Consider the following 26,850-nt stretch of genomic DNA (forward strand, 5'->3'; position numbering starts at 1 on the left):
GGCCGCCGCACTCGACGCCGGCCTGTCGCTGCCGGACGGGTTGCTGCGGGCGGCGGCGGCGGCGGGCATGCCGCCGGTGGAGGCGGTGGGGTAGCGGCCCCTACCCCTCCCCTTTTCTCAATGCACCTCGTCGGCCTCGCCGATGGCGCGGATCAGCGCCTCGGCGTTGAAGCCGGGGGCGGCCACGGCGTCGAGGATGACCTTCTCGCGGCGGGCCACCTTGGCGGCGGCCTCCACCACCTGGCGGGCGACGGCGTGCGGGATGACGACGGCACCGTGGCGGTCGGCGTGGATCAGGTCGCCGTCGGCGACGGTCATGCCGTGCACGGTGACCGTTCCGCCGATCTGCTCGATGCCGGCCCAGGCGTGCGACGGGGCGAGGCAGCCGGCGAGGAGCTGGAAGCCCGGCGCGCACATGTCGAGGTCGCGGATGCTGCCGTCGGTGACCACGCCCAGCGCCCCCAGCCCCTTGTGCACGGTGGTGTGCACCTCCCCCCAGAAGGCGCCGTAGCCGGGCGGCTGGTCGAGGTCCTGGAGCACGACGACGCTGCCCGGCCCGGTCCGCTCCACATGGCGGTACCAGTCGTAGCGGCGGGCGCGCAGCGTGGCCTTGTCGTCGCGCGGCGGGTGCATGGCGCGGATGGTGCCGGTGGCGGCGTAGCCCACCATGGGCTTGGCCTCCGGATACAGGCAGACGAATGGCTTGCTGGTGTAGCCGTAACCCCGCCGCTCCGGCACCAGCAGCTCCAGCGCGTTGCAGACAGTGGGGGTGTCGAGGGCGGCGAGCGCCGCCAACTCCCCGGCGTTCAGGCGTTCGGTCATCGCGTTTCCTACCCGGCTTGGTGATTCATCAGATCACGATACGCCAACTGATCCGTGTGCATGCGATGGAAGACACGGTACTTGGCGTCGTGGTAGGCGGCGACGGCGCCGCCCGCCGGCTCGATGACGCGGCCGGGGCGGGTCATGGCGGCCATCGCCTCCGGCACCGAGCCGTAGAGGCCGCCCGCCGCCGCCCCCTGGATGGCGGAGCCCAGCAGCACCGCTTCCGTCTCCTCGGCCAGCACCACGCGGCAGCCGGTGGCGTCGGCGTGTTCGCTGAGGAAGACCGGGTTCTTGGTGCCACCGCCGCAGGCGAACAGCGTGTCGATGCGGTAGCCCTGGGCGTTCAGGCTCTCCACGATGTGGCGGGTGCCGTAGGCGATGGCCTGCACCGTCGCCAGATAGAGCCGCGCCAGCTCCTCCACCGAATCCGACAGGGTCAGGCCACCGATGGCACCGCGGAGCGACGCGTCGGCGCGCGGCGAGCGGTTGCCGTGGAAATCGGGCAGCACATGCAGCTCGCGGGTCAGCGCCGCCGGGTGCGGTACCGCCTCCGCCACCGCCATATGGTGGAGCGTGGCGTTCAGCGCGTCGTACACCGTGCGCCCGGCACCCTCCGCCTCGGCCTCCGCCGCCAGGGCCGCGGCGCGGGCGTGGGAGAAGATCACGTGGTCGATCAGCGCGCCGGTGGCGGACTGGCCGCCCTCGCTCAGCCACAAGCCGGGCAGCATCGCCTCGGCGTAGGGCCCCCAGACGCCGGGCACGAAGCGCGGCTCGCGCGACACCGCCATGTGGCAGCTCGAGGTGCCGCCGATCAGCGCGAGGCGACTCTCCATCCCCGCGGCGTCCGGTGCGGCACCGTCCAGCGCCACCCCGATCACGCCGATGCCGCCGGCGTGCGCGTCGATCATCGAGGTGGCGACCGGGGTGCCCACCGGCAGCCCCAGCTCCGCCGCGGCCCGCGCGTCGAGCCCCTGCCCCACCGCAAGGCCGAGCGGCAGCACCTCGGTGCCGATGCGCCGGAACCCCTCGTCGGCGAGGTCGCCCAACCCGATGGCGTGGAAGTAATCCGCGTCCCACCGCCTCTCATGGCCGAGGTAGGTCCATTTGCAGACGGTGGAGCAGAGCGAGCGCGACAGCGCCCCCGTCGCCCGCCAGGTCAGGAAATCCGGCAGGTCGAAGACATGCGCCGCGCGTGCCCAGCTCTCCGGCAGGTTTTCCTTCAACCAAAGGAGCTTGGGCGTCTCCATCTCCGGCGAGATGCGGCCACCGACGTAGCGCAGCACCGCGTGCCCGCCGGCGTTGATGCGGTCGGCCTGGGCGATGGCGCGGTGATCCATCCAGACGATGACGTTCTGCGCGTCGTCTCCGGTCGGGCTGACGGTCACCGGGCGGCCACCGGCGTCCAGCACCACCAGCGAGCAGGTGGCGTCGAAGCCGATGCCGCGGACGGTCAGCTTGCCCGCCACCCGGCGCGCCTTCACCATCGCCTCGCGCACGCAGGCGACCACGGCGGCCCAGATGTCGTCGGAGGACTGCTCCACGAAATCCGCGGCGGGCCGCCACATCTCGATGGTGCGGGTGGCGGTGCCCAGCCGCCGTCCGGTCGCGTCGAAGACGCCGGCACGGGCGCTGCCCGTGCCGACGTCGATGCCGATCACCGCGTCCGTCATGGCGTCACCGCCGGCCCAGCAGGCGGACCTTGAAGCCCAGCGACCGGCTCAGCGCCACCAGCTCGTCGTGGATGTCGCCATAGGCGACGGCGGCGTGGTTCGACAGGTAGTGGGCCATCAGCGTGTCGCGCCCGATGCCCAGGTCGATCGCCATGAAGGGCCATTCCGGTGTCGTGCCCTGCCACCACGCGTCGCGCAGGGCGGGGTCGAGCGTCACCACCTCGCCGCGGCCGATGTCCATCCACAGCTCGCCGCCCTTGAGGTAGGCGCGCGACCAGGTGACGGCACCGGGCAGGCTCTCGCCGGAGAAGGTGCCGCCGGGCACCGGGAAATAGCCCTTGGGCTGCCGGTGCGCGTGGACGCCGCGCAGCGTGTCCGGGTCGTGGTTGAAGGCGTAGGCGCCGCTGGAGCCGGAGTTCAGCAGCAGCCAGACGAAGCGCCCGTCCACCGTGTCGCCCCAGCGCACGTCGTGGAAGAACACCGCCTGGTGCAGCCCCTTGGCCTTCAGCAGCCGCTTCATCATCTCCATGGGCATGAGGTTGCCCTGGTCGGCCTCGGTGGAATCGATGATGACGTCGCCGTTGCCCTCCGGCCGGCAGGCGGAGTTGAGCAAGCCTTCGGCGAAGTCGGACGGCGGGCGCAGGCCGATCAGGCCGAGCTGGTACTGCCAGCCGACGCAATCCGCCTCGAACTCCGCCACCAGATCGATGACGGCGAGATAGTCGCGGAGCTGCTCGCGCGTCGCCGTCTCGTCGTAGTCGCCGCCGTAATGGAAGGTGACGCCCTTCTCCTTGACGAAGGCGAGTGCGGCGTCGATGCGGCGGTCGGGGATGTCGCGGCCGCGGGCGATGATCCAGGCCTGATCGACCTTGTGCTCGGTGAAGCCGATGGGGTTGAGCAGGCGCGGGCCGAAATAGCCGTTGATCATGCCCATCGAGGTGTCGCCCAGCATCAGCGCCAGCACCCGGCGGCGGCGGATGCCCTCGGCAACCCCGTCGGCGAGCGCCTGCGCGTCCGCCCCCACGGTGGCGTCATAGGACAGCTCGTCCTCCGGCCAGTCGATGCGGCCGCTGTCGCACCACTGCTCCAGCCGCGCCATGAAGGCGTCGTCGGCGGTCCAGTCGTCGGCGTCCGTCCACACCCGGCTGTGGGCCCGGCCGACGCTTTCCAGGCAGGCGCTGGTGTTGAGCAGCCCGACCAGCCCCGGCCAGCGGCCGGAGAAGTTGCTGGCCATCAGCAGCGGGTTGTCCTTGCCGACCACGCCGTCGCAGGTGTGCGGGCCGTAGACCCAGTGGGCGTACATGCCGATCGTCGGGTCCTGCACCGGGCCCAGCTTGGCGATGGCCTCGTTCGGCTTGGTCAGGAAGCCGTCGACGCGGTAGTGGCGGCGGCCCAGACGGTCGAGCGCGCGTTCCATGCGGACCGTCGCCGCCTCCACCTCCGGCAGGGCCAGCTCGTTGGGCAGCGCCCGGTAGTCGCCGGGCCAGAAGATCGCGATGCGGTCGGACATGGTGTCACCTCGGTGGAATTCAGTTGCCGAGCAGCAGCGCCGGCAACGCTGTGGTGAGGGGTGGGTAGAAGGTGATCGCCGCCAGCACGGCCAGCAGCGGGATCAGGTAGGGGACGATGGCCCGGCTCATCCGCTCGAAGCTGATGCCGGCCACCCGCGCGGTGACGAACAGCACCACCCCCACCGGCGGCGTGATGGTGCCGATCATCAGGTTCAGCACGACGATCAGGCCGAACTGCACGGGGTCGATGCCCAGCGCGATCGCCGGCGGCACCAGGATCGGCACCAGGATCAGCATGGCGGCGATCGCCTCCATGAACAGACCGACCACCAGCAGCAGGACGTTGACGAGGAGCAGGAACAGGATGGGGTTGGCGACGTCGTGGGTGAGGATGCCGCCGACGAGCTGCGGGATGCGGCTGACCGACAGGCACCAGGCGAGCAGCGCCGCGGTCATCACCAGCGCCATCACCACCCCCGTCGTCTCCACCGTGTCGAGCACCAGCCGGGGCAGGTCGCGCAGGTCGAAGTCGCGGTAGACCCACAGCCCCAGCGCCAGCGCGTAGGCGGTGGCGACGGCCGACGCCTCGGTCGGGGTGAAGTAGCCGGTCATCATGCCGCCGAACAGGATCACCGGCGTCATCAGCGCGAAGAAGGCGCGGCGGAAGGCGGCCCAGAGCGCGCCCAGCCCCTCCCACGGGTGGCTCGGCATGTTGCGCCGGCGGGCGAGCGCCACGATCAGCAGCATGAGCGCCCCGCCCATCAGCAGGCCGGGGATGACGCCGCCCAGGAACAGCCCGCCGATCGAGGTGTCGGCCGACACGCCGTAGATGATCATCGGCAGGGACGGCGGGATGATCGGGCCGATGGTCGCGGACGCGGCGGTGATCGCCGCCGCCGTCTCCGCGTCGTAGCCCTCGTCCCGCATCGCCTTGATCTCGATGGTGCCGACGCCGCCGGCGTCGGCCACCGCCGAGCCCGACATGCCGGCGAAGATGATGCTCGCCATGATGTTGGCGTGGCACATGCCGCCGCGCATCCAGCCCACCAGCGCCTTGGCGAAGCCGAAGATGCGCTCGGTGATGCCGGCCGAGTTCATGATGTTGCCCATCAGGATGAACAGCGGGGCCGCCACCAGCGGGAAGGAGTTGGCGGCCATCGCCACCCGCTGCGCCACCACCGAGGACGGGATGCCGTTGATGGCGACGAAGGCCGCCCCCGCCAGACCCATCGACGCGAAGATCGGCACCCCCAGGAACAGCGCCACGAACCAGACGCCAAGGATGGTCAGCATCAGCTCGGTCATGGCCGCAAGCTCCCGGCGCGGAAGGCCAGCACGCTGGCCGCCATGCGGCGCAGCGTCTCCAGCGCCAGCAGCAGGGCCGCCACCGGCACCGCCGCGTAGACGACGGCGAAGGGGAAGAACAGCGTGACCGTCTCGATGTCCAGGTTGCGCTCGACCAGCGTCAGCCCGTTGCGCGCCAGCACGGCCGCCAGCACCAGCACCCCCGCCCCGGCCGCCAGCTCGAAGCCGAGGCGCACCGGCGCCGGCAGCAGCGCCACGATGTTGCCGATGGCGATGTGGCTGCCGCGGCGCATCGCCACCGCCCAGCCGAGCAGCGCGATCCACACGAACAGGTAGCGGGTCAGCTCGTCGCCCCACACCAGCGGCTCGCCGAAGGCGCGGGTGACGACCGACGCCAGGACCAGCGCGAACATCATCAGGAACAGGGTCACCGCAAGCCCGTCCACCACGCGCTCCACGGCGCGCAGGACGGCCGGCACAGGTTCAGCCATGGTGGTGCTTTCCGAATGATCCCTCGCCCGCCTCCGGCGGGAGAGGGAAGGGGCCCGCGCGAAGCGTGGGAAGGGTGAGGGCTCGGATTGCCGGTCAGACCTGGCCCTCACCCTCCCGCTTCGCGGGCCCCACCCTCTCCCGCCGGAGGCGGGAGAGGGTGTTGGTGAGAGATCACTCCGCCGCGCGGATCTTCTCGAAGGTGCCCGCACCCCATTTGGCCTCGAACTTCTTCGGCAGGGCGGCCAGCACGGGCGCGCGGAAGCTCTCCACGTCGGGTTCGGTGATGGTGACGCCGGCCTTGGCGAAGGTCTCCAGCAGGTCCTTCTCCTGCTTGGCGACCTGTTCGTCCTGCCATGTGATCGCGTTGGTGACCGCGGTCTGGATCGCCGCGCGGTCGTCGGGCTTCAGGCCCTTCCAGAACTCCTCGTTCACCACCACGAGGCGGGGGGTGATGATGTGGCCGGTCAGGACGATGTGCTTCAGGACCTCGTCGAACTTGCCGGCGCGGATGGTGGGAAGCGGGTTCTCCTGGCCATCGACCACCCCCTGCTTGAGGGCGAGGTACAGCTCCCCGAAATTCATGGGCGTGGGCTTGGCGCCCCACGCCTCGACCATCGCGCGGAACACGTCGTTCTCCGGCACGCGCAGCTTCAGGCCGGCGACGTCGGCCACCGTCTTGACGGGGCGCGTGGTGGTGGTGAGCTGGCGGGTGCCGTAATAGGTCCAGCCGAGGATGCGCATGCCGCGCTTGGACACGAGCTGGTCGTTGAAGCCCTGCCCCACCGGGCCGTTCAGCACCTTCTGCAGATGCGCCGCGTCGCGCCAGATGTAGGGCGCCTCGACGACGGAGATGGAGGGCACCCACTGGCCGAAATTGGCGGCACCCTCGGTGACGATGTGCTGCACGCCGTTGGCGACCGATTCGATCATGTCGCGCGAGCCGCCGAGCTGGCCGTCGGGGAAGCCCTGGACGGCGATGCGCCCGCCGGTCTTCTCCGACACCTCCTTGGCCACCCGCTCGATCATCTGGGCGGCGGGGTGGGAGCCGGCGATCACGTCGCCCCAGCGGATGGTGACCTCCGCGGCGACCCCGGCACCCGGAAGCGCGGCCGTGAGGACGGCCGCGGCGAACGCACCCAAGAGCATCCTGGTCTTCATTTCACTCCCCTTCGTCGTCTTATTGATGGGCGCCGGGGCTTACAGCCCCATGGCGCGGTTGCGCGCGTTGGTGATGTGCTGGGCGAGCAGACGGGTGGCGGCCTCGACATCGCGCGCCTCCATGGCGCGGACGATGCCCAGGTGATCCTCCATCACCGGCCGCAGCAGCATGTCGGACAGCGCCGTCGCCTCCTGCCGGATCAGGCGCATCTTGATGGAGTTGACGCGGTAGGCGCTGGAGATGATCTGGTTGCCCAGCGCGTCGATGATGGTGTCGTGCAGGTCCCAGTCCACCGCCTGGGCGCGGGCGACGAGTTCCTCGTCGACACCGCGCTCGGACGCCTCCAGAACCTCCTCGTGATTGCGGCGGAGCCGCGCGATCTCCGCGTCGTCCGCCGTCTCCACGAAGACCGCCATCGCCTCCCGCTCCAGGAAGAGGCGGAACTGGAAGGCGTTGCGGACCAGGGTCAGATCGACATGCGCCACCTGCATGCCGCGCTGCGGAACGGTCACGATCAGCCCATCCACCTCCAGCCGCGGGATCAGCTCGCGGATGGCGCCGAGCGGCATGCCGGTGATGGCGACCAACTCCCGCTGGGTCACGAACTGGCCCGGCCGGATCTCGCGCTTCAGCAGATGCTCGGTGAACTTCTCGTAGGCCTGTTCACGCAGCTTCATACCCGTCCTCCCTTCGCGGATGCCGGGCGTGGTCAGGCGGCCTGCCGCTCGTACAGACGGTTCCACCGGTCGATCAACGCCGCGGCGTCGGCCGCCGGCAGCGCCTCCAGCGGCAGGCGCGGGGCGGCCCAGGCGGCGTCGCCCTTGACGTGCGCGACCAGCGCCTTCACCGCCGGCGTCACCGGGTAGGATATCACGACGTCCACCGATTCCGACAGGGCGGGGTCCTCGCGGCCGGTGCGGACCACGGCGGAGATGCGCTCCGGCACGAGGTTGTTGAGACCGGAGATGGTGCCCACCGCACCCTTGCGGACCATGCCGGCCAGATGCCCCTCGTGCCCCACCATCACCGGGGTGTTGGAGACGGCCAGGAAGCGTTCGGTCGTCGGGATGTCGCAGGAGCTGTCCTTGACCGCGGCGATCACGTCGCCGAAGCGGCGCTTCAGGGCCGCCACCATCTCCGGCGTCACGTGCACGCCGGCCACCGACGGGATGTTGTAGGGGATGATGCCGCGGGCGCGCTCGCCCAAGCCCTCGATCACCGTCTCGAACCAGCGCAGGACCGCGGATTCCGACACCGAGCGGAAGTAGAAGGGCGGCGGCAGCAGCGCGCCGGCCAGCCCGGCGTCGAGCGCGCGGGCGATGTCGGTCACCGCGGCGTCCACCGAGGTGACGTTGATGCCGAGCACCACGCGGTCCTTCGGCACGCCGGCGGCGAGCAGCGCCCCGACCGCGACCCACTTCTCCGCCGAGGAGGCGGACGACCCCTCCCCCGTCGTGCCGAAGGGCACGACGCCGTCCAGCCCGCGGCCCAGCAGCTCGATGGCGTGCGCGGCCATGCGATCGTGGTCGATCGCACCATCGGCGGTGAAGGGCGTCACCAGCGCGGCCATGGCGGCATGGCCGCCCCATTCCTTGATCACGGTCTCTCCTCCCAAGGGCGGCCGGAGCCGCCCGGTATTCCACAGGCCAAGGGCGGCCGGAGCCACCCGATATCCGACAGGCCAGTCAGCAGCCAGCCTCAACACAGTGACATGTTAGTCTGCGCAAAAAGCGATTGCAATACGCTCCATGCGGACGATAATTGCCGCCGCCCACACACCCGCCTGTCCTCCCCGGTACGCAAGACGCGCCGGCCCGGGGACGGCGAATGACAAAATGGAGGAATCACGTCATGTCCCTGACGCGTCGCGCGTTGCTGGCCGCCACCGCGGCCATCGGTGTCACCGCCTTTGGTTTCGCCGCCCCCGCTTTTGCTGCAGCGCAAAAAATCCGCATTTCCAGCCCGGCGGTCGAAAGCGACTGGCACGCGAAGATGCTGACCGTCTTCAAGGAGGACCTGGAGAAGTCGGCCCCCGGCCAGTTCGAGGTGGAGATCCACCTGAACGGCACGCTGTTCAAGCAGGGGACCGAGCCGCCGGCCATGCAGCGCGGCAACCTGGACATGGCGATGATCTCCGCCCAGGACATCGCCAAGCAGATCCCGGCCTGGTCGGTGTTCACCGCCGGCTACCTGATCCGTGACCCGGACCACCAGAACAAGGTGTTCGACGGCGAGATCGGGAAGGAATTCTACAAGCTGGTCGAGGACCAGATGGGCATCAAGGTGCTCACCGTCGGCTACCTTGGCACACGGCAGCTCAACCTGCGCGGCAAGAAGAAGATCGAGACGCCGGCCGACCTCGCCGGGATCAAGCTGCGCATGCCGGGGTCCGAGGCGTGGCAGTTCCTGGGGGCCGCACTGGGTGCGGCACCGACGCCGATGGCCTTCGGCGAGGTCTACACGGCCTTGCAGTCCGGCGCCATCGACGGGCAGGACAACCCGCTGCCCAGCGACAAGGCCGCCAAGTTCTACGAGGTGACCAACCAGATCGTCCTCACCGACCATCTCGTGGACGCCATCTTCCTGTCCATGTCCGGCCGCACCTGGGCCAAGCTGTCGGCCGAGCAGCAGCAGAAGGTGCTGGCCGCCGCGAAGAAGGCGCGCGACTACAACAACGAGAACCGCATCAAGGACGAGGCGGAGCTGGTGACCTTCTTCAAGCAGCAGGGACTCGACGTCTACAAGCCGGACGTGGACGCCTTCCGCAAGCGGGTGCAGGCGGAGTACCTGAAGAGCCCGTTCGCCAAGGACTGGCCCGCCGGCATCGTCGATCGCGTCAACGCCGTGAAGTGACGGAGCGTTAAACCGTGGCCGGCCTCCTCCCCTGGCTGCGGCGGGGGGCCGAACTGGTGACGATCGCGCTGTTCGTCACCATGTTCGGCCTGTTCCTGCTGCAAATCTTCACGCGCTATGTGCTGGGTGTCCCGCTGGGATGGACGGTCGAGGCCTGCGTGATCTGCTACATCTGGATCGTCTTCTGGACCTCGGCCTTCCTGGTGCGGGAACGCGACCATGTGGCCTTCACCATCCTCTACGACCATGCGGGGCCGGGGGTGCGCCGGGTCTACGCGCTGATCGGCGCGGGGGCCATCGGGCTGGCCTTCGTCGCCGGGCTGCCGGGGGCGGTGGACTATGTGACCTTCATGAAGATCGAGTCGACGCCGGTCACCCGCATCCGCTTCGATTACGTCTATTCCGTCTGGGTCCTGTTCATGGCGGCGGTCGCCGTGCGCGCCGCGCTGGAGATCGCGCGGCTGCTCGGCCGGCGCTGGCGCGACGAGGTGGCGGACGAGCAGGCCCCCGATGGAGGGCCGGCATGAGCACGGCCTTCCTCCTCAGCCTCGGCGGCTTCCTGCTGCTGTCGGCGGTGCGCGTGCCGATCAGCTTCGCCATGTTCGCCGGCGCCATCCTTTACCTGTTCGTCACCGGGCAGGATGTCGGGCTGGTGGCCGAGCAGAGCCTGAACGGGCTGTTCGATGGCTTCGTGCTGCTGTCGGTGCCGCTGTTCATCATAGCCGCCAGCTTCATGAACGCCGGCACGGTCAGCGACCGGCTGCTGGCCTTCTGCCAGGCGCTGGTCGGCCGCTTCAAGGGCGGGCTGGGCCACGTCAACGTGGTGGCGAGCATCATCTTCGCGGGCATGTCGGGATCGGCCATCGCCGACGCGGCGGGCATCGGCAAGGTGATCATCGACATGATGCGCCGCAACAACCGCTACCCGGCGGGCTACGCGGCGGCGATCACGGCGGCGTCCAGCGTCATCGGGCCGATCATCCCGCCGTCGATCCCGATGGTGCTCTACGCGCTCGTGTCGGACACCTCCATCGGCTACCTGTTCCTGGGCGGGGTGGTGCCGGGGCTCCTGCTCGGCGTGGTGCTGATGATCTACAACGGCTGGGCCGCCAGCCGCCGGCACTTCCCGGTGGACGAGGTGGTGCCGCTCGCCGAGCTGCCGAAGCGCACCGTCAACGCGCTGCCGCCGCTGCTGCTGCCGGTGATCCTTCTGGGCGGCATCTATGGCGGGGCGACGACTCCGACGGAGGCCGCGTCCGTCGCCGCCTTCTACGCGCTGGTGCTGGCCGCCGTCGTCTACCGAGCGCTCAGCCTGCGCGCCTTCGGTGAATTGGTGCTGGACGCCAGCCGCTCCACCGCGGTGGTCGGGCTGATCATCGCCTCGGCGCTGGTCTTCAACTACATCGTCGCCAGCGAGAACATCCCCGGCCTGGTGGCCGCCAGCCTGAAGGGGCTGGACATCCACCCCGTGCTGTTCCTGCTGCTGATCAACCTGCTGTTCCTGGCGCTGGGCTGCCTGTTCGACGCCACCACCCTGCTGCTGATCGTCATTCCGCTGTTCCTGCCGACGGCGCGCGAGCTGGGCATCGACCTCGTGCATTTCGGGGTGGTCATGGTGGTCAACATCATGATCGGGCTGATCACCCCACCCTACGGCGTGCTGCTGTTCGTGATCAGCGGCGTCTGCAAGATCCCGCTGGGATCCATCATCCGCGAGATCTGGCCCTTCATCGGCGTGCTGATCGTGGCGCTGCTGCTGATGGTGCTGTTCCCGCAGATCGTGCTGTGGCTGCCGCAGCAGTTCGGGTACCGGGGGTGATCCTATAAAGCCCTCTCCCCACCGGGGAGAGGGTTGGGTGAGGGGCCAACGCGGCCACCGGTTTGCACCCGAGGACACGGAGTCTTTTCCGGTCCTGACGGGCCGCAACGCCCCCTCACCCGGCCCTTCGGGCCACCCTCTCCCCGGGGGAGAGAGGGTTTTTCCCTACCCCGCCAGCGCCTTCATCTCCCTGTACAGATCCGCCTTGCCCTCGAAGCCGATGCCGGGCAGCTCGGGCATGGTGATGTGGCCGTCCACCACCCGCACGCCGTCGGGGAAGCCGCCGTAGGGCTGGAACAGGTCGGGGTAGCTCTCGTTGCCGCCCAGCCCGAGGCCGGCGGCGATGTTCAAGGACATCTGGTGGCCGCCGTGCGGGATGCAGCGCCGCGGCGACCAGCCATGAGCCTTCAGGACGTCGAGCGTCCGCAGATACTCGCAGAGACCGTAGGACAGGGCGCAGTCGAACTGCAGCCAATCACGGTCCGGCCGCATGCCGCCGTAGCGGATCAGGTTGCGGGCGTCCTGATGGCTGAACAGGTTCTCCCCCGTCGCCATCGGCCCCGGATAGAACGCCGCCAGCGCCGCCTGGAGCTGGTAGTCGAGCGGGTCGCCCGCCTCCTCGTACCAGAAGAGCGGGTAGTCGCGGAGCATCCTGGCGTAGGCGATGGCCGTCTCCAGGTCGAAGCGGCCGTTGGCGTCCACGGCGAGTTGCGCCTGTGACCCGATTTCCGCCAGCACCGCCTCGATCCGCTCCCGGTCCTCGGTGATGGTGGCGCCGCCGATCTTCATCTTCACGACCGTGTAGCCGCGGTCGAGATAGCCGCGCATCTCGGCCTTGAGCGCCCCCAGATCCTTGCCGGGATAATAATAGCCGCCGGCGGCGTAGACGAAGACGCGCGGATCGGCCTGCACCCCGTGGCGCCCGGCGAGCAGGCGGAACAGCGGCTTGCCGGCGATCTTCGCCACCGCGTCCCACACCGCCATGTCGATGGTGCCGACCGCCACCGACCGCTCGCCATGGCCGCCCGGCTTCTCGTTGGTCATCAGCGTGGCCCAGACGCGGTCGGGGTCGAGGTTGTCACCGGCGGCGTCCATCAGGGACGCCGGATCGGCCTCCAGGATGCGCGGCGCGAAGCGCTCGCGGATCAGCCCGCCCTGGCCGTAGCGGCCGTTGGAATTGAAGCCGTAGCCGACCACCGGCCGGCCGTCGCGCACGACGTCCGTCACCACGGCGACCAGGCTGGTCGTCATCTTCGAGAAGTCGATGTAGGCGTTGCGGATGGGCGACGCGATGGGCTTGGTGACCTCGCGGACATCCACGATGCGGATCGGCATGGGGCAGGCTTTCCGGTGACGGCGGGGGCGGACGGACCCGCCCCGCGGGACCGTGTCAGGTTCCGCACACGGCGTGTCGACGTCAACGCACGGCGGTGCCGGGGCGCGGTTGCGCGAAGGTCATGACGGGCGTGGGCGCGGCTGTTCCGGGGGCTGTGCGGGAACCCGACAAAGACCCGACAAAGAATCCGGTCTTTGTCGGCTATGTCACAACCCCGACAGGACCCCGGCAGCGAGTACAATCAAGTAAAATCAATTACTTACTGGAAATCCGACATCTGGCACGGGGTGTGCATTCATGGGATGGCACGCGGCGGAGACCCAACGGGAAGCCGGTCGCCACAGGATTGAAGAGCAAGGCACGCACCCCAGCAAAGGAGCACGAGGACCATGAGCCTGCGCCAGATCGCGTTTTACGGTAAGGGCGGTATCGGCAAGTCGACGACCTCCCAGAACACCCTCGCCGCCCTGGTCGACCTCGGTCAGAAGATCCTGATCGTCGGCTGCGACCCGAAGGCCGACTCGACCCGCCTGATCCTGCACGCCAAGGCCCAGGACACCGTGCTGCACCTCGCCGCCGAGGCCGGCTCGGTCGAGGACCTGGAGCTCGAGGACGTCCTGAAGATCGGCTACAAGGGCATCAAGTGCGTCGAGTCCGGCGGTCCGGAGCCGGGGGTCGGCTGCGCCGGCCGCGGCGTCATCACCTCGATCAACTTCCTGGAAGAGAACGGCGCCTACGAGGACGTGGACTACGTGTCCTACGACGTGCTGGGCGACGTGGTGTGCGGCGGCTTCGCGATGCCGATCCGCGAGAACAAGGCCCAGGAAATCTACATCGTCATGTCCGGCGAGATGATGGCGCTCTACGCCGCCAACAACATCGCCAAGGGCATCCTGAAGTACGCCAACAGCGGCGGCGTGCGCCTGGGCGGGCTGATCTGCAACGAGCGGCAGACCGACAAGGAGCTGGACCTCGCCGAGGCTCTGGCGAAGCGTCTGGGCTCGCAGCTCATCCACTTCGTGCCGCGCGACAACATCGTGCAGCACGCCGAGCTGCGCCGCATGACCGTCATCGAGTACGCGCCTGAGAGCAAGCAGGCCGAGGAGTACCGCCAGCTCGCCTCGAAGATCCATGCCAACAAGGGCAAGGGCACCATCCCGACCCCGATCACCATGGAAGAGCTGGAAGAGATGCTGATGGACTTCGGCATCATGAAGACCGAGGAGCAGCAGCTCGCCGAGCTGGCCGCCAAGGAAGCCGCCAAGGCCGCCGCGGCGGGCGCCTGATCCAAGGGGCGCGCACCCCGCCTCCAACCAGCGGTCCCGGGGGCGGGGACTTCTTGCCACTGGCCCATACCCCGGCCCTGCCCCGCGCCCGTGCGGGGTAGGGAGGGTGGGGCTCGGTCTCGCGCTGTAGGGGCGCGATAAGGAAAGCAGGAGCACCAGAAGCCATGAGCCTCTCCGTCAACCAGGGCGTCGACCTCAAGGGTCTCGTCGATTCCGTCCTCGAAGCCTATCCCGACAAGTCGCGCAAGCGCCGCGCCAAGCACCTGAACGTGCTCGAGGCCGAGGCCAAGGACTGCGGCGTCAAGTCGAACATCAAGTCGATCCCCGGCGTCATGACCATCCGTGGCTGCGCCTACGCCGGTTCCAAGGGCGTGGTGTGGGGTCCGATCAAGGACATGATCCACATCTCCCACGGGCCGGTCGGCTGCGGCTACTACTCGTGGTCGGGCCGTCGCAACTACTACATCGGCGACACCGGCGTGGACAGCTGGGGCACGATGCACTTCACCTCGGACTTCCAGGAGAAGGACATCGTCTTCGGCGGCGACAAGAAGCTGCACAAGGTGATCGAGGAGATCAACGAGCTGTTCCCGCTCGTGAAGGGCATCTCCATCCAGTCCGAGTGCCCGATCGGCCTGATCGGCGACGACATCGAGGCGGTCGCCCGCGCCAAGGCGACGGAGATCGGCAAGCCGGTCATCCCCGTGCGCTGCGAGGGTTTCCGCGGCGTGTCCCAGTCGCTGGGCCACCACATCGCCAACGACACCATCCGCGACTGGATCTTCGAGAAGACCGAGCCGGTTCCGGGCTTCGAGTCCACGCCCTATGACGTGACGATCATCGGCGACTACAACATCGGCGGCGACGCCTGGTCGAGCCGCATCCTGCTGGAGGAGATCGGCCTGCGCGTGATCGCCCAGTGGTCGGGCGACGGCACCCTGGCCGAGCTGGAGAACACCCCCAAGGCCAAGGTCAACCTGATCCACTGCTACCGCTCGATGAACTACATCGCGCGCCACATGGAAGAGAAGTTCGGTATTCCGTGGATGGAGTACAACTTCTTCGGCCCCTCGCAGATCGCCGAGTCCCTGCGCAAGATCGCCGCTCTCTTCGATGACAAGATCAAGGAGAACGCGGAGAAGGTCATCGCCAAGTACCAGCCGCTGGTCGATGCCGTCATCGCCAAGTACAAGCCGCGGCTGGAAGGCAAGAAGGTCATGATCTACGTCGGCGGGCTCCGGCCGCGCCACGTGGTGGACGCCTACCACGACCTCGCCATGGAAGTGGTCGGCACCGGTTACGAGTTCGCGCACAACGACGACTACCAGCGCACCCCGCACTATGTGAAGGAAGGCACGCTCATCTATGACGACGTGACCGCCTTCGAGCTGGAGAAGTTCGTCGAGGCGATCCGCCCGGATCTGGTCGCGTCGGGCATCAAGGAGAAGTACGTGTTCCAGAAGATGGGCCTGCCCTTCCGGCAGATGCACAGCTGGGACTACTCCGGCCCGTACCACGGCTATGACGGCTTCGCCATCTTCGCCCGTGACATGGACATGGCGATCAACAACCCGGTTTGGGGCCTGACCAAGGCTCCGTTCTGATCGGCTGCCCCTGGGCGAGAGGAGAATAGACGATGTCGCACCCCGTTTCCCAGAGCGCCGACAAGGTCATCGACCACATGACGCTCTTCCGGCAGCCCGAGTACAAGGAGCTGTTCGAGCGCAAGAAGGTCGAGTTCGAGTTCGGCCATTCCGACGAGAAGGTCGCCGAGGTCTCCGCCTGGACGAAGACCAAGGAGTACCAGGAGAAGAACTTCGCCCGCGAGGCGGTGACCATCAACCCGACCAAGGCCTGCCAGCCGATCGGGGCGATGTTCGCGGCGCAGGGCTTCGAGGGCACGCTGCCCTTCGTGCACGGCTCGCAGGGTTGCGTCGCCTACTACCGCACGCACCTCACCCGTCACTTCAAGGAGCCGAACTCCGCGGTCTCCTCGTCGATGACCGAGGACGCGGCCGTCTTCGGCGGCCTGAACAACATGATCGACGGGCTGGCCAACGCCCATTCGCTCTACAAGCCGAAGATGATCGCCGTCTTCACCACCTGCATGGCGGAAGTCATCGGTGACGACCTCGGCGGCTTCATCCAGAACGCGAAGAACAAGGAAAGCGTGCCGCAGGACTTCCCGGTGCCGCACGCCCACACGCCCGCCTTCGTCGGCAGCCACATCACCGGCTACGACAACATGATGAAGGGTATCCTGTCCTACTTCTGGGCGAAGGAAGAGGATTTCGAGACCCCGAAGACCCAGTCGATCAACATCATCCCCGGCTTCGACGGCTTCGCCGTCGGCAACAACCGCGAGCTGAAGCGGCTGTTCGGGCTGTTCGGCATCGACGCCACCATCCTGTCGGACGTGTCGGACAACTTCGACACCCCGGCGGACGGCGAGTACCGCATGTATGACGGCGGCACCACGCTGGAGGCCACCAAGGCCGCCCAGCACGCCAAGGCCACCATCTCCATGCAGGAGTACAACACCACCCAGACCCTGCAGTTCTGCAAGGAAAAGGGCCAGGACGTCGCCAAGTTCAACTACCCGCTGGGCGTCGCGGCCACCGACGAGCTTCTGATGAAGCTGTCGGAGCTGACCGGCAAGGCCATCCCGGCCGAGCTGCGCCTGGAGCGCGGCCGTCTGGTGGACGCCGTCGCCGACAGCCACACCCACCTGCACGGCAAGCGCTTCGCCGTCTACGGCGACCCGGACTTCTGCCTGGGCATGACCCGCTTCCTGCTGGAGATGGGTGCGGAGCCGGTGCACATCCTGTCCACCTCCGGCTCCAAGAAGTGGGAGAAGCAGGTCAAGAAGCTGCTCGACGGCTCGCCGTTCGGCAAGAACGGCGCTGCCTACGGCGGCAAGGACCTCTGGCACATGCGCTCGCTGATGTTCACCGACCCGGTCGACTACCTGATCGGCAACAGCTACGGCAAGTATCTGGAGCGTGACACCAAGACCCCGCTGATCCGTCTGACCTACCCGATCTTCGACCGCCACCACCACCACCGCTACCCGACCTGGGGTTACCAGGGGGCGCTGAACGTGCTGGTGCGCATCCTCGATCGGATCCTCGAGGACGCGGATCGGCAGACCGACGAGGTGGGCAAGACCGACTATAGCTTCGACCTCATCCGCTGACGGCCCGGCCCCGCCCCTCCCTCTCCCCGGGGGCGGGGCCGCCCACCACGGACGAAACCCGACGGCGCCCGGCCATCCCCGGGCGCCGTCGGCGTTTTCCGGCCATCGGGATGCCCGTCGCCATCGGCGACGGACAGCAATTGAAAATGATACGCATTCCGACATAGGATTGCTCCACCCTCTTGTGTCTTTCGACCGATGACCCGGGATCCTGCCGACCTCGAGCTCTACCTGACCCACCGCCCGGCCCTGCTGGAGCGGGCGGCGCCGATCGTCGGCTGCCGGACACAGGCCGAGGATCTGGTGCAGGAGGCCTTCCTGCGGTTCACCGCCGGCACCCGCGACGGGACGGCGGCGCGGATCGGCAACCCGACCGCCTATCTGTTCCGCATCGTCCGCAATCTCGCCGTGGACTGGGTCCGCAGCCGCCGCCGCGACCCGCACCCGGCCGATGCGGAGGAGCTGGAGCGCGTCCCGGCACCGGCCGCGGACCCCGAACGCGCCGCCCTCCACCGCGAGGAGCTGCGCCTCGTCGCCGCGGCCCTGGCCGAACTGCCGGAGCGCACCCGCATCGCCTTCGAGATGCACCGGCTGGGCGGCCACACCTTCCATGAGATCGCGGGGCGGCTCGGCATCTCGGTCTCGCTCGCCCACAAGCTGGTGCACGACGCCCTGGCGCACTGCACCGAGCGGCTGTCCGAAGGCGGCCCGTGACGGTTGGCCGACGGTCTCCGTTGAAAAACCGCCGGGCCGAATCGTCAGTCCCGAGTGGAACGAGTTGGAGAGGACCGCCGTGACGACGCGACCGGACGGACGCGACCACGAGACGTTGGAATGGTTCCTGCGGCTGCGGTCGGCGCCCGACGACCGGCGGCTGCGCCGGGCGTTCGAGACCTGGCTGGCCGGCGATCCGGCCCGCGCCGCCGCCTTCCGGCGGGTGGAGCGGGCGTGGGCGCTGACCGGGGAGGTGCCGGCGGCGCACGCCGACCGCTGGATGGGACCGGCCGCCAACGGCAACCGGCGGCCGACCCGGCGCCGCGTGCTGGCGATCGCCGGAGGGGCCGCCGCCGCCTCGGTCGCGGCGCTGGCCGCCCCGTCGGTGTGGGTGCGGGTGCGGGCCGACCACCGGACCGCGGTCGGCGAGCGGAGCCCGGTGACCCTGGCCGACGGCACCCGCGTCGATCTCGACACCGGCACCGCCCTGTCGGTCGATTTCACCCCCGCCCGGCGAGCCGTCGCCCTGCTGGAGGGCCGCGCCTTCTTCGCGGTCGCCCCGGACACGGCGCGCCCCTTCACGGTGGCGGCGGGACCGGTGTCCGTCACCGCGGTGGGCACCGGCTTCGACGTCCGGCTCGACCCCGATCAGGTCGCCGTCTCGGTGACCGAGGGCGTGGTCTCCGTCGCCACCGGTGCGTCGGCGGCGCCGCGCGCCGAGCGCATCGCCGCCGGCGAGCGGCTGGCGATCGACATCACCCGCCAGACCGCGGTGCGCGCGGCCATTGATCCGCAGGCGGCGACGGACTGGCGCCGCGGCCTGCTGTCGGTCGATGGCGCCAGCGTGGCGTCGGTCGTGGAGGAGTTGCGGCGCTATCACCCCGGCGCCATCCTGCTGCGCGACGACGCCCTGGCCGAACGGCGGGTGACCGGCGTGTTCGACCTGAACGACCCGGCCGGGGCCCTGCGCACGCTGGTCGGTCCCTATGCGGGACGGGTGTGGCGGCTGACGCCCCTGGTTCTGGTGGTCGACCTGGCGTGAGCGAAAAAACTTCCGCCGGTCTTGGAAATCCGGCCGCCGGCTCCGTCTACAGCCCAATGCGATTGCGATGCAGTTGCGAATGAGCTGGAGCGGATGGACATGCGGGATCGGGAGCGGGGGAACAATCGTGGGACGGCCGGCGCGACGCCGGCTTCGCGCCGGTGGCGGGCGGGCGTTCCGGCGGTGGAGCTGGGCACCACGCTGATGCTGCTGGCGCTCGGCACGGGGAGCGCGGCGGCGGCGGAGGGAACGCGCGCCGCCGTCACCGTCGCCCAGGCGGCGGTGACGGCGTTCGCCATCCCGCCCCAGCCGGTGGCGGGCGCCCTGCTGGCGTTCGGCCGGCAGGCGGGCGTGCACGTCGCGGTGGACGCCGCGCTGCTTGGCGGCCTCACCTCGCCCGGCGTGACCGGCTCCCTGTCCACCGCGGACGCGCTGGCGCGGCTGCTCACCGGCACCGGGTTGACCGGCACCGTCACCGACGCGCGCACGGTGGTGGTGCGCAAAGCGCCGGACTCCTCCGGCGCTCTGATGCTCGATCCGGTGACGGTGGAGGGTGCGTCGATCTCCGCCACCTCGACCATCGGCGCGCCGCCGCCGGCCTACGCCGGCGGACAGGTGGCGCGAGGTGCGCGCATCGGCGCGCTGGGCAACCGCGACGTCTTCGACGTGCCGTTCAGCGTGACCGGCTTCACCCGCGACCTGATCGACAGCCAGCAGGCGCGCACCATGGTGGAGGTGCTGCGCAACGATCCGGCGATCACCATAAACCAGAACGCCAACGCCGGCGGCACCGACGACGTGTTCAACATCCGCGGCTTCCTGACCGCGTCCGGCGACACCGCCTTCGACGGGCTGTACGGGTTGAACGCCCGCCAGCCCTCGATGGAGCAGATCGAGCGGGTCGAGCTGTTCAAGGGGCCGAACGCCCTGTTCAACGGCCGCGCCGGCGCCTTCTCGGTCGGCGGCGCCGTCAACCTGGTGCCCAAGCGCGCCACCGACCAGCCGGTAACGGCGTTGACCACCCGCTACCTGTCCGACGGCCTGTTCGGCGTGCACGCCGATGTCGGCCGCCGGTTCGGCGCCGACAAGCAGTTCGGCGTCCGCTTCAACGGCGCCTTCCGCGACGGGTCCGCCAACATCGACGACATCGACAAGCGCAACGAGGTGACGGCGGTGGCGATCGACTACCGGGGCGAGCGGTTCCGGTGGACGGGTGACGTCGACTACAACTTCAACCGGACGGACGGCGCCTTCGGCGGCATGGACGTGATGCCGGGCTTCGCCATTCCCTCCGCCCCCGACGCCAGCACCCAGCTCGGGCAGTCCTGGTCCAACCTCGACCAGACCAAGACCCGCATCGCCAGCCGGGCCGAATGGGACATCGCCACCGACTGGACGGTCAGCGTCGCCGCCGGCCAGCTCGACGTGGAGGAGCGGTACCAGTTCGCCAGCCCCATCCTGATCAACGCCGCCGGCGACACCCTGCTCGACGTCTACACCGGCGGCGCGCAGACCCGCAACCGCACGGCGGAAGCGGTGGTGCGCGGGCGGTTCGAGACCGGGCCGCTGCGCCACACCCTGTCCTTCGGCACCAGCTGGATGGAATCGCGGGTCGGCTCCGTCTTCACCGACCTGTCCGACGTCAGCTCGAACATCCACAACCCGGTGCGGTGGTCGAAGCCGGCCTTCCCCGGCATCGACCTGCCGACGCGCACCTCCCAGACGGTGACCCGCAGCCAGTTCGCCGGCGACGAGATCGCGCTGTTCGGCGAGCGGCTGATCGTCACCGGAGGCGCCCGCCGGACGGTGATCGAGACCGGCAACTACAGCGCCGCCACGGGGGCGAAGACCTCCGGCTACAAGGGCGATGCGATCACCCCGGCGGTGGGCGTGGCGGTCAAGCCGATGGCCGGGGTCACCCTCTACGCCAACTATGTGGAGGCGCTGGAGTCGGGCGGCACGGCGCCGCTCAACGCGGTCAACCGCGACGAGACCCTGGCCCCGGCCGTCTCCGACCAGATCGAGGCGGGTGTGAAGGCCGATTTCGGGGCGATCGGCGCCACCCTGGCCCTGTTCGAGATCACCAAGGCCAGCGCCTTCACCGACCCGGACACGCTGGTCTACGCGACCAACGGACGGCAGCGGCACCGCGGCATCGAGCTGTCGACCTTCGGCGAGCCGGTGCCGGGGCTGCGGCTGCTCGCCGGCCTGACCGTGATGGACGCCGAGATGACCCGGACGGCCGGCGGCGCCTATGACGGCAAGGAGCCGATCGGCGTGCCCAAGGTCCAGGCCCGGCTGTTCGGCGAATGGGGCGTGCCGGCGGTCCAGGGGCTGTCGGTCAACGGCACCGTCGCCTTCACCGGCCGCCAGTACGCCGACGCCGACAACACGCAGACCGTGAACTCCTGGGCCCGGCTGGATCTGGGTGCCCGCTATGTCCTCGACATCCGCGAGACGCCGGTGACCGTCCGCTTCAACGTGGAGAACGTGCTCGACACCGACTATTGGTCGTCGGTCGATCGCGGCTCCCTCTATGTCGGCTCGCCGCGCACCTTCCTGCTGACGACGACGGTCAATTTCTGACCGGTGACATCGTCCCCACCCCGGTCCCGAGCCCGCCTTGTCGCGAGAGCGGCATTGAAGATCAATGGTATCAACGCTAGCGTTCGGCGCGTGGTACCACGGTCGGGTGGGGTGGGATGTGCAGCCGTTGACGGTGCCTTTCGCGGGGGCCGGCGTGCCGGAAGGCGGCCAGGCCGTGCTCAGGCCCGGCATCGACCGGCCCGGAATCGCCCGGCCCGGAATCGACAGACTGGTGCTCGTCCTGGGCGGCCGGCGGGTGACGGTGGACGCGCGCAGCGTCGTCCGCATCGAGGAGACGTCGGCGGTCGGCCCGCTCCCCCTGGTGCGGGCGCCGGTGCGGGGCATCGTCGCCGTCAATGGCCGCCCCGCCGTGCTGGTCGGGGACGAGGCGGGCAAGCTGGTCGCCCTGTCGTGCGAGGGTGGGCTTCTGGCCCTGCGCGTCGCCGCCGTCGAGGTCTGCGGCGCGCAGGATGCGGCCCCGCCACTGGATCTGGGCGGGCTGGCGCCATGGGCGCGGCCCGCCACCATCCCGCGGCCCGCCCCGTCGGGTGCCGGGGCCGCGGGCTCCCGCCGGCTGGTCGCTCTGCGGGTGATCACCGGCGGCTCCGCGGTGCTGATTCCGCTGGACGGCATCCGGCGCGTGGCGCCGGTGGACGCGGTGCGGGAGGACGAGGGCGACGGCCCGGTGGTCCTGGTGGATGGGCGGCTGCGCCGCGGCCGCTCCCTGTCCCGCTGGCGCGGTCTGCCGGATCGTCCCGAGCCGACCGCTCTGCTGCTCGACGGGCATGAGGAGGCGATCACGGTCGAGCGGGTCGCCGGCCTTGCCACCCTGCACGCCGACCGTCTGCACAGCGTTCCCGGCGGGGATGACGCCACGCCCCGGCAATGGCTGGTGGCCGCGGACGGCACCATCACCGAATGCCTGTCCATCGACCGGATCCTGGGTCGGACGCCCGCGACCGGCCCGGCCGGTCCGGCAGCGGCCGAGCCCCCGCGCGCCGCCGGTGCGGGACGGCACCGCGCCGGCGGCCTCCGGCTGAGCTGCGGCGGCACCACGCTGGTGGCGCCGCTGGACGGGGTGCTCGGCCTCGTCGATCCGCTCGCGCTCGCCTGGCAGCCGCGCCGGACGCGGGGTGCCGGCATGGTGCCGGTGGCGGATCTCCGCCGTCTCTTCGGCGGGGAGGCCGGCGCCGGCCACCGGCGCCGCTGCTGCGCGGCCGGTCTGATGCTGGGCGGGGCGCAGCCGCTGATCGTGCTGGCCGACGCGGCGGCTCTCGACGCCGACCGGGACGCACCGGACTGGCAACAGCCGCCGCCGATGCCACCGGGTCCCTCCTCGCTGATCGACGCCGTGCGGCCCGACCCCCGCAGCGGCGGCTGGGCGCTGCGCCTGCGGCTGGACCCGCCCTCCCCCGCCGCGCTGCGATCGGCCGCCGCCGCCGCCCTGTCCGGCTGGGCCGACGCCGGTTCCGTCGCCACCATCGGCCGCCTTGCGGCCGCTTCCCACCGTGCCCCTTCCGGAGACGCCTGATCCATGCCGCAAACGATCCGAGCCCGCCTGCGCCTCATCTTCGGGGTGCTCACGCTCGTCGTCCTGGCCTTCGCCGGCTTCACCATGCACAGGCTGGAGCAGATCAACGAGACCGGAAGCGAGATCGGGCAGCGTTGGCTGCCGCGGGCGGCGATCGCCGGCTCGCTGAACACGCTGTCGTCGGACATGCGCGTCGCCGAGATCCGGCATGTGCTGGCCGCCACCGACGACCAGAGGCAGCGGTTCGAAGCCGAGATCATGGCGATGCGGCAAATCTACGCCGAGCATGACCGCCAGATCGACCCGCTGATCCATTCGGAGGAAACCCGCGCCGTCTGGGAGCAGGCCCGCCGCCTCTACGCCCAATACATCGAGGCCGGCGATCGCATCCTGGCCCTGTCGCAGCGCGGCGACCGCACGGCGGCGGTGGCCGAGATCAACAGCAGCGGCCCGGTGTTCCAGACATTCAGCGCCGCGCTCGACAAGCTGGTCGAACGGACGGTGACCAACAGCGCGTCCGCGGTCGCCCATTCCGAGGCCATCGTCGCCACCGGCCGCACGGTGGCCGCGGTCGCCATCCCCGTCGTGCTGCTCGTCTGCCTGGGGTCGCTGCTGCTGCTGGAGCGGCAGGTGTCGCGCCCGCTGCGCGCGATCGCCGACCGCATGGCGGTGCTGCCCGAGGGCCGGCTGGCCGATTTCACCATCCCCGAGCGCGAGCGCCGCGACGAGGTGGGCGAGGTGGCCCGCGCGGTGGCGGTGACGGTGGACAGCGTCCGCACCCTGTCCGACGACCTGCGCACGCTGGTGGAGGCGATGCAGGCCGGGTCGCTGACCACCCGGCTCGACCCCGGGCGCCATCGCGGCGATTACGCGCAGCTCGTCGGCGGCCTGAACGCGCTGGTGGCGGGGCTGTCGCAGCCGCTGCACGAGGTGGCCGAGGTCATGCAGCGGGTGGCGGCCGGCGATCTGAAGGGCCGCATGAGCGGCGCCTACGAGGGCGACCTGCGGGTGCTCAAGGCCAACCTGAACCGCAGCCTGGACGCGCTGGTCGGGCTGCTGGGCGAGATGACCCTGGTGTCCCAGGCCATGGCCGAGGGCGATCTGACCCAGGCGATCGAGGAGACCTACACCGGAGAGTTCGCCCGGCTGAAGGCGAACATCAACCGCACCGTCGAGCAGCTGCGCGACAATCTCCACACCGTCGCCGGCAACAGCGCCCAGACGGCGGCCGCCACCACCCAGACCGCCGCCGCCGCCCGCCAGGTGGCCCAGGGTGCCGCCACCCAGCTCGACACGCTGGTCGGCGTCGCCGGCGCGATCACCGAGACGGCGGCGGCGGTGCAGGAGGTGTCGGCCAACGCCGAGCGCAGCAGCGCGCTGGCCCGCTCCACGGAGGAGCTGGCGCGCAACGGCCGCGAGGAGCTGCGGCGGCTGGCCGAGTCCATCGACCGCATCGCCGCGGCGCAGAAGCGCGCCGAGCAGATCGTCACCACCATCGCCCGCATGGCCGACAAGACCCACATGCTGTCGCTGAACGCCGGCATCGAGGCGGCGCGGGCCGGCGATCACGGGCTGGGCTTCGGGATCGTGGCGCACGAGATCGGCCGTCTGGCCGAGGATGCCGCCGTGGCGGCGCGCGAGGTGGAGCGCATCATCGGCGACACCACGGAGGTCGTCCAGGGCAGTCTGACCGCGGCGGCCGACGCCCGCGGCGCCATCGGGCGGATGGCGGAGGCCGCCGCCGAAAGCGGTGGGGCGGTGCAGGCCATCGCCGCCTCGATCGCCGAACAGTCGGCCACCGTGCGCCAGTTGTCGGACCAGTCCGAGCGGCTGAAGACCGTCGGCCAGGACAACGCCGCGGCGGCCGAGCAGATCACCGCGTCCATGGAGGAGCTGGCGCGCATCGTCAGCGCCACCGACGCCGTGGTGCGGCGCTTCCGCCTTGTCTGACGGCGGGGGAACGACGCGGATGATGGCGACCACCAAGCGGCTGGGCAAGCTCCTGGGGCCGCTGGCCGGCAGCGCGCTGCTCGGCGCCGCCCTCTATTTCGGCGGCGAGACCTACCAGCTCATCGGCGAGAAGGCGCTGCGGACGTCGGGGCAGATCGTCGGCTACGCGCTCGGCGTCGGTATCATCTACTTCATCGCCACCTTCGTGAAGCGGTTCGTCCATTACGTGCTGCTGGAGGGGATCGTCGCCTCCGCGCTGGGCACGCCGGTGCCGCGGCTGCTGATCCAGATATCCTCCATCATCATCTATGTGGCGGCCACCGCGGCGGTGGCGGGGATCATCTTCAAACAGGATCTGACGGCGCTGTGGGCGGCGTCGGGCGTGGCCGGGCTGGTGTTCGGCATGGCGCTGCGCGAGATGATCCTGGACGTCTTCTCCGGTCTGGCCATCAACCTCGACCAGCCCATCCGCATCGGCGACCATGTCTCGCTCGACCGCGGGACGGCGCCGCCCCTGCAGGGCAAGGTGACCGAGATCAGCTGGCGCAGCACCCGTCTGGTCGATTACGACAACAACGTCGTGGTGGTCCCCAACAGCCGCATCGCCGCCGCCACCATCACCAACATGTCGCTGCCCAAGCGGCATTTCGAATTCCTGATGACGCTGGCCGTCGATCCCGACGTGCCCGCCGAGCGGGTGGTGCGCATCCTGGAGGCGGCGGCCAAGGAGGTCGCCCCGTCCTATGCCCTGCCGGACGCGCCGCCGCCCTACATCCGCGTGCGCGCGATCACCCGCGAGGGGGTCGAGTACGGGGTCTACATCAACCCGACCACCGAGACCCGCTTCCGCGCCCGCAGCGTCACCCTTCAGGCGGTGCTGCGCCATCTGGCCGCGGCCGGGATCCGGCCGTCCTGGCCGACGCGGGTGCTCGTGCAGCCCGGCGACGGCGCCGGTTCCGCGCCCTCGGCGGACACGGTCGCGGCACTGCTCGCCGCCACCGCCCCCTTCGGCGGGCTGGCGGAGGCCGATTGCCTCGCGCTGGCCGGGCGCGGACAGCCGCGCTTCGTGCAGGCCGGCGAGACGATCGTGCTGGCCGGCGAGATGTCCGACCGGATCACCCTGCTGGTGGAAGGGCTGCTGGTGGCGAGCCCCGGCCGGGTCCCGGCCGGACAGGCCCCGACGGAAACCCCGCTCGCCCCCGGCGCGCTGGTGGGGGCCGAGCCCATGCTGGCCGGCACCGCCCATTCCCGCACCGTGAGCGCCCGCACCCAGGCGCTGGTGGTGGAGCTGGACCAGACGGCGCTGCGCGCCCTGATGGCCGGGCGCCTGGACGTGGCCACCGGCATCAGCGACCGCCTGGCCGCCGGCATGGCGCGGGTTGGCGGCAGCGGTGACGCGGACCGCCGGGATCTCGCCGCCGACATACTGGGCCACCTCCGCCGCGACTTCGTCGAGACCCGGATCCGACCGATGGACCGGCGTGCGGACACGGCGCCGGCGGGGTGAACGGGTACCCTCCAGAGGCGGGGGCATGGAGGATTACACGGTCCTCAAGGCGGCAGTCGGCCAGACCA

21 protein-coding genes are annotated in these 26,850 nt (G+C 70.1%); 12 read left to right on the forward strand and 9 right to left on the reverse strand.

Going from position 1 to position 26,850, the window contains the following annotated elements; all coding sequences use genetic code 11:
* Positions 1-117: 117 nt before the first annotated feature.
* The 8 genes from HL658_RS32160 to HL658_RS32195 form a co-directional block, all read right to left on the reverse strand.
* The gene (locus HL658_RS32160; protein ID WP_180285262.1) at positions 118-822 is read right to left on the reverse strand and encodes an RraA family protein; all 705 of its coding nucleotides are present in this window, start codon (positions 820-822) and stop codon (positions 118-120) included.
* An 8-nt stretch (positions 823-830) separates the two neighbouring features.
* Positions 831-2,495 (reverse strand): FGGY-family carbohydrate kinase, encoded by a 1,665-nt coding sequence (locus HL658_RS32165; RefSeq protein ID WP_180285261.1) that lies wholly within the window; start codon positions 2,493-2,495, stop codon positions 831-833.
* 4 nt (positions 2,496-2,499) lie between these two features.
* On the reverse strand, positions 2,500-4,005 hold the full coding sequence (locus HL658_RS32170) for a fucose isomerase (RefSeq protein WP_180285260.1): 1,506 nt from the start codon (positions 4,003-4,005) through the stop codon (positions 2,500-2,502).
* 19 nt (positions 4,006-4,024) lie between these two features.
* On the reverse strand, positions 4,025-5,311 hold the full coding sequence (locus tag HL658_RS32175; RefSeq protein WP_180285259.1) for a TRAP transporter large permease: 1,287 nt from the start codon (positions 5,309-5,311) through the stop codon (positions 4,025-4,027).
* On the reverse strand, positions 5,308-5,802 hold the full coding sequence (locus tag HL658_RS32180; protein WP_180285258.1) for a TRAP transporter small permease: 495 nt from the start codon (positions 5,800-5,802) through the stop codon (positions 5,308-5,310). Before HL658_RS32180 ends, HL658_RS32175 begins: the two co-directional genes overlap by 4 nt.
* 172 nt (positions 5,803-5,974) lie before the next feature.
* The gene (locus HL658_RS32185) at positions 5,975-6,961 is read right to left on the reverse strand and encodes a sialic acid TRAP transporter substrate-binding protein SiaP (protein WP_180285257.1); all 987 of its coding nucleotides are present in this window, start codon (positions 6,959-6,961) and stop codon (positions 5,975-5,977) included.
* A 39-nt stretch (positions 6,962-7,000) separates the two neighbouring features.
* On the reverse strand, positions 7,001-7,639 hold the full coding sequence (locus tag HL658_RS32190; RefSeq protein WP_180285256.1) for a GntR family transcriptional regulator: 639 nt from the start codon (positions 7,637-7,639) through the stop codon (positions 7,001-7,003).
* 32 nt (positions 7,640-7,671) lie between these two features.
* Positions 7,672-8,562 carry a dihydrodipicolinate synthase family protein gene (locus HL658_RS32195; protein ID WP_180285255.1) on the reverse strand — a complete coding sequence of 297 codons (891 nt, stop codon included), beginning with the start codon at positions 8,560-8,562 and terminating at the stop codon, positions 7,672-7,674.
* A 251-nt stretch (positions 8,563-8,813) separates the two neighbouring features.
* Here HL658_RS32195 and HL658_RS32200 point away from each other — a divergent pair, with 251 nt between their 5' ends.
* From HL658_RS32200 to HL658_RS32210, 3 genes are read left to right on the forward strand one after another with little or no spacing between them, the layout of a single operon-like run.
* Positions 8,814-9,815, forward strand: coding sequence for a sialic acid TRAP transporter substrate-binding protein SiaP (locus tag HL658_RS32200; protein ID WP_180285254.1), 1,002 nt, complete (start codon positions 8,814-8,816; stop codon positions 9,813-9,815).
* A gap of 14 nt (positions 9,816-9,829) precedes the next feature.
* Positions 9,830-10,342 carry a TRAP transporter small permease gene (locus tag HL658_RS32205; RefSeq protein WP_211109909.1) on the forward strand — a complete coding sequence of 171 codons (513 nt, stop codon included), beginning with the start codon at positions 9,830-9,832 and terminating at the stop codon, positions 10,340-10,342.
* Positions 10,339-11,634, forward strand: a complete 1,296-nt coding sequence (locus HL658_RS32210) for a TRAP transporter large permease (protein ID WP_180285253.1) — start codon at positions 10,339-10,341, stop codon at positions 11,632-11,634. Before HL658_RS32205 ends, HL658_RS32210 begins: the two co-directional genes overlap by 4 nt.
* Positions 11,635-11,799: 165 nt before the next feature.
* Here the strand turns inward: HL658_RS32210 and HL658_RS32215 are convergent, their stop codons facing one another.
* Positions 11,800-12,969 carry a mandelate racemase/muconate lactonizing enzyme family protein gene (locus HL658_RS32215; protein WP_180285252.1) on the reverse strand — a complete coding sequence of 390 codons (1,170 nt, stop codon included), beginning with the start codon at positions 12,967-12,969 and terminating at the stop codon, positions 11,800-11,802.
* 390 nt (positions 12,970-13,359) lie between these two features.
* On the opposite strand from HL658_RS32215, the gene nifH reads away from it, so the two are divergent.
* From nifH to HL658_RS32260, 9 genes are all read left to right on the forward strand, one after another.
* Positions 13,360-14,256 carry a nitrogenase iron protein gene (nifH, locus tag HL658_RS32220; protein WP_180285251.1) on the forward strand — a complete coding sequence of 299 codons (897 nt, stop codon included), beginning with the start codon at positions 13,360-13,362 and terminating at the stop codon, positions 14,254-14,256.
* Positions 14,257-14,420: 164 nt separating this feature from the next.
* Positions 14,421-15,860 (forward strand): nitrogenase molybdenum-iron protein alpha chain, encoded by a 1,440-nt coding sequence (gene nifD / locus HL658_RS32225; protein WP_180285250.1) that lies wholly within the window; start codon positions 14,421-14,423, stop codon positions 15,858-15,860.
* 32 nt (positions 15,861-15,892) lie between these two features.
* Positions 15,893-17,452, forward strand: a complete 1,560-nt coding sequence (gene nifK, locus HL658_RS32230) for a nitrogenase molybdenum-iron protein subunit beta (protein ID WP_180285249.1) — start codon at positions 15,893-15,895, stop codon at positions 17,450-17,452.
* Positions 17,453-17,650: 198 nt separating this feature from the next.
* The gene (locus HL658_RS32235) at positions 17,651-18,166 is read left to right on the forward strand and encodes a sigma-70 family RNA polymerase sigma factor (RefSeq protein ID WP_180285248.1); all 516 of its coding nucleotides are present in this window, start codon (positions 17,651-17,653) and stop codon (positions 18,164-18,166) included.
* Between the two features lie 79 nt (positions 18,167-18,245).
* Positions 18,246-19,208 carry a FecR domain-containing protein gene (locus HL658_RS32240; protein WP_180285247.1) on the forward strand — a complete coding sequence of 321 codons (963 nt, stop codon included), beginning with the start codon at positions 18,246-18,248 and terminating at the stop codon, positions 19,206-19,208.
* Positions 19,209-19,307: 99 nt separating this feature from the next.
* Positions 19,308-21,794: a TonB-dependent receptor gene (locus HL658_RS32245; RefSeq protein ID WP_180285246.1), complete on the forward strand. Its 2,487-nt coding sequence runs from the start codon at positions 19,308-19,310 to the stop codon at positions 21,792-21,794.
* Positions 21,795-21,921: 127 nt separating this feature from the next.
* Positions 21,922-23,325: a hypothetical protein gene (locus tag HL658_RS32250; RefSeq protein ID WP_180285245.1), complete on the forward strand. Its 1,404-nt coding sequence runs from the start codon at positions 21,922-21,924 to the stop codon at positions 23,323-23,325.
* A 3-nt stretch (positions 23,326-23,328) separates the two neighbouring features.
* Positions 23,329-25,275: a HAMP domain-containing methyl-accepting chemotaxis protein gene (locus tag HL658_RS32255; protein WP_180285244.1), complete on the forward strand. Its 1,947-nt coding sequence runs from the start codon at positions 23,329-23,331 to the stop codon at positions 25,273-25,275.
* 19 nt (positions 25,276-25,294) lie between these two features.
* Positions 25,295-26,782, forward strand: coding sequence for a mechanosensitive ion channel family protein (locus HL658_RS32260; RefSeq protein WP_180285243.1), 1,488 nt, complete (start codon positions 25,295-25,297; stop codon positions 26,780-26,782).
* Positions 26,783-26,850 lie beyond the last annotated feature (68 nt).

It is taken from the genome of Azospirillum oleiclasticum, from assembly GCF_013423485.1.
Lineage (GTDB): Bacteria > Pseudomonadota > Alphaproteobacteria > Azospirillales > Azospirillaceae > Azospirillum > Azospirillum oleiclasticum.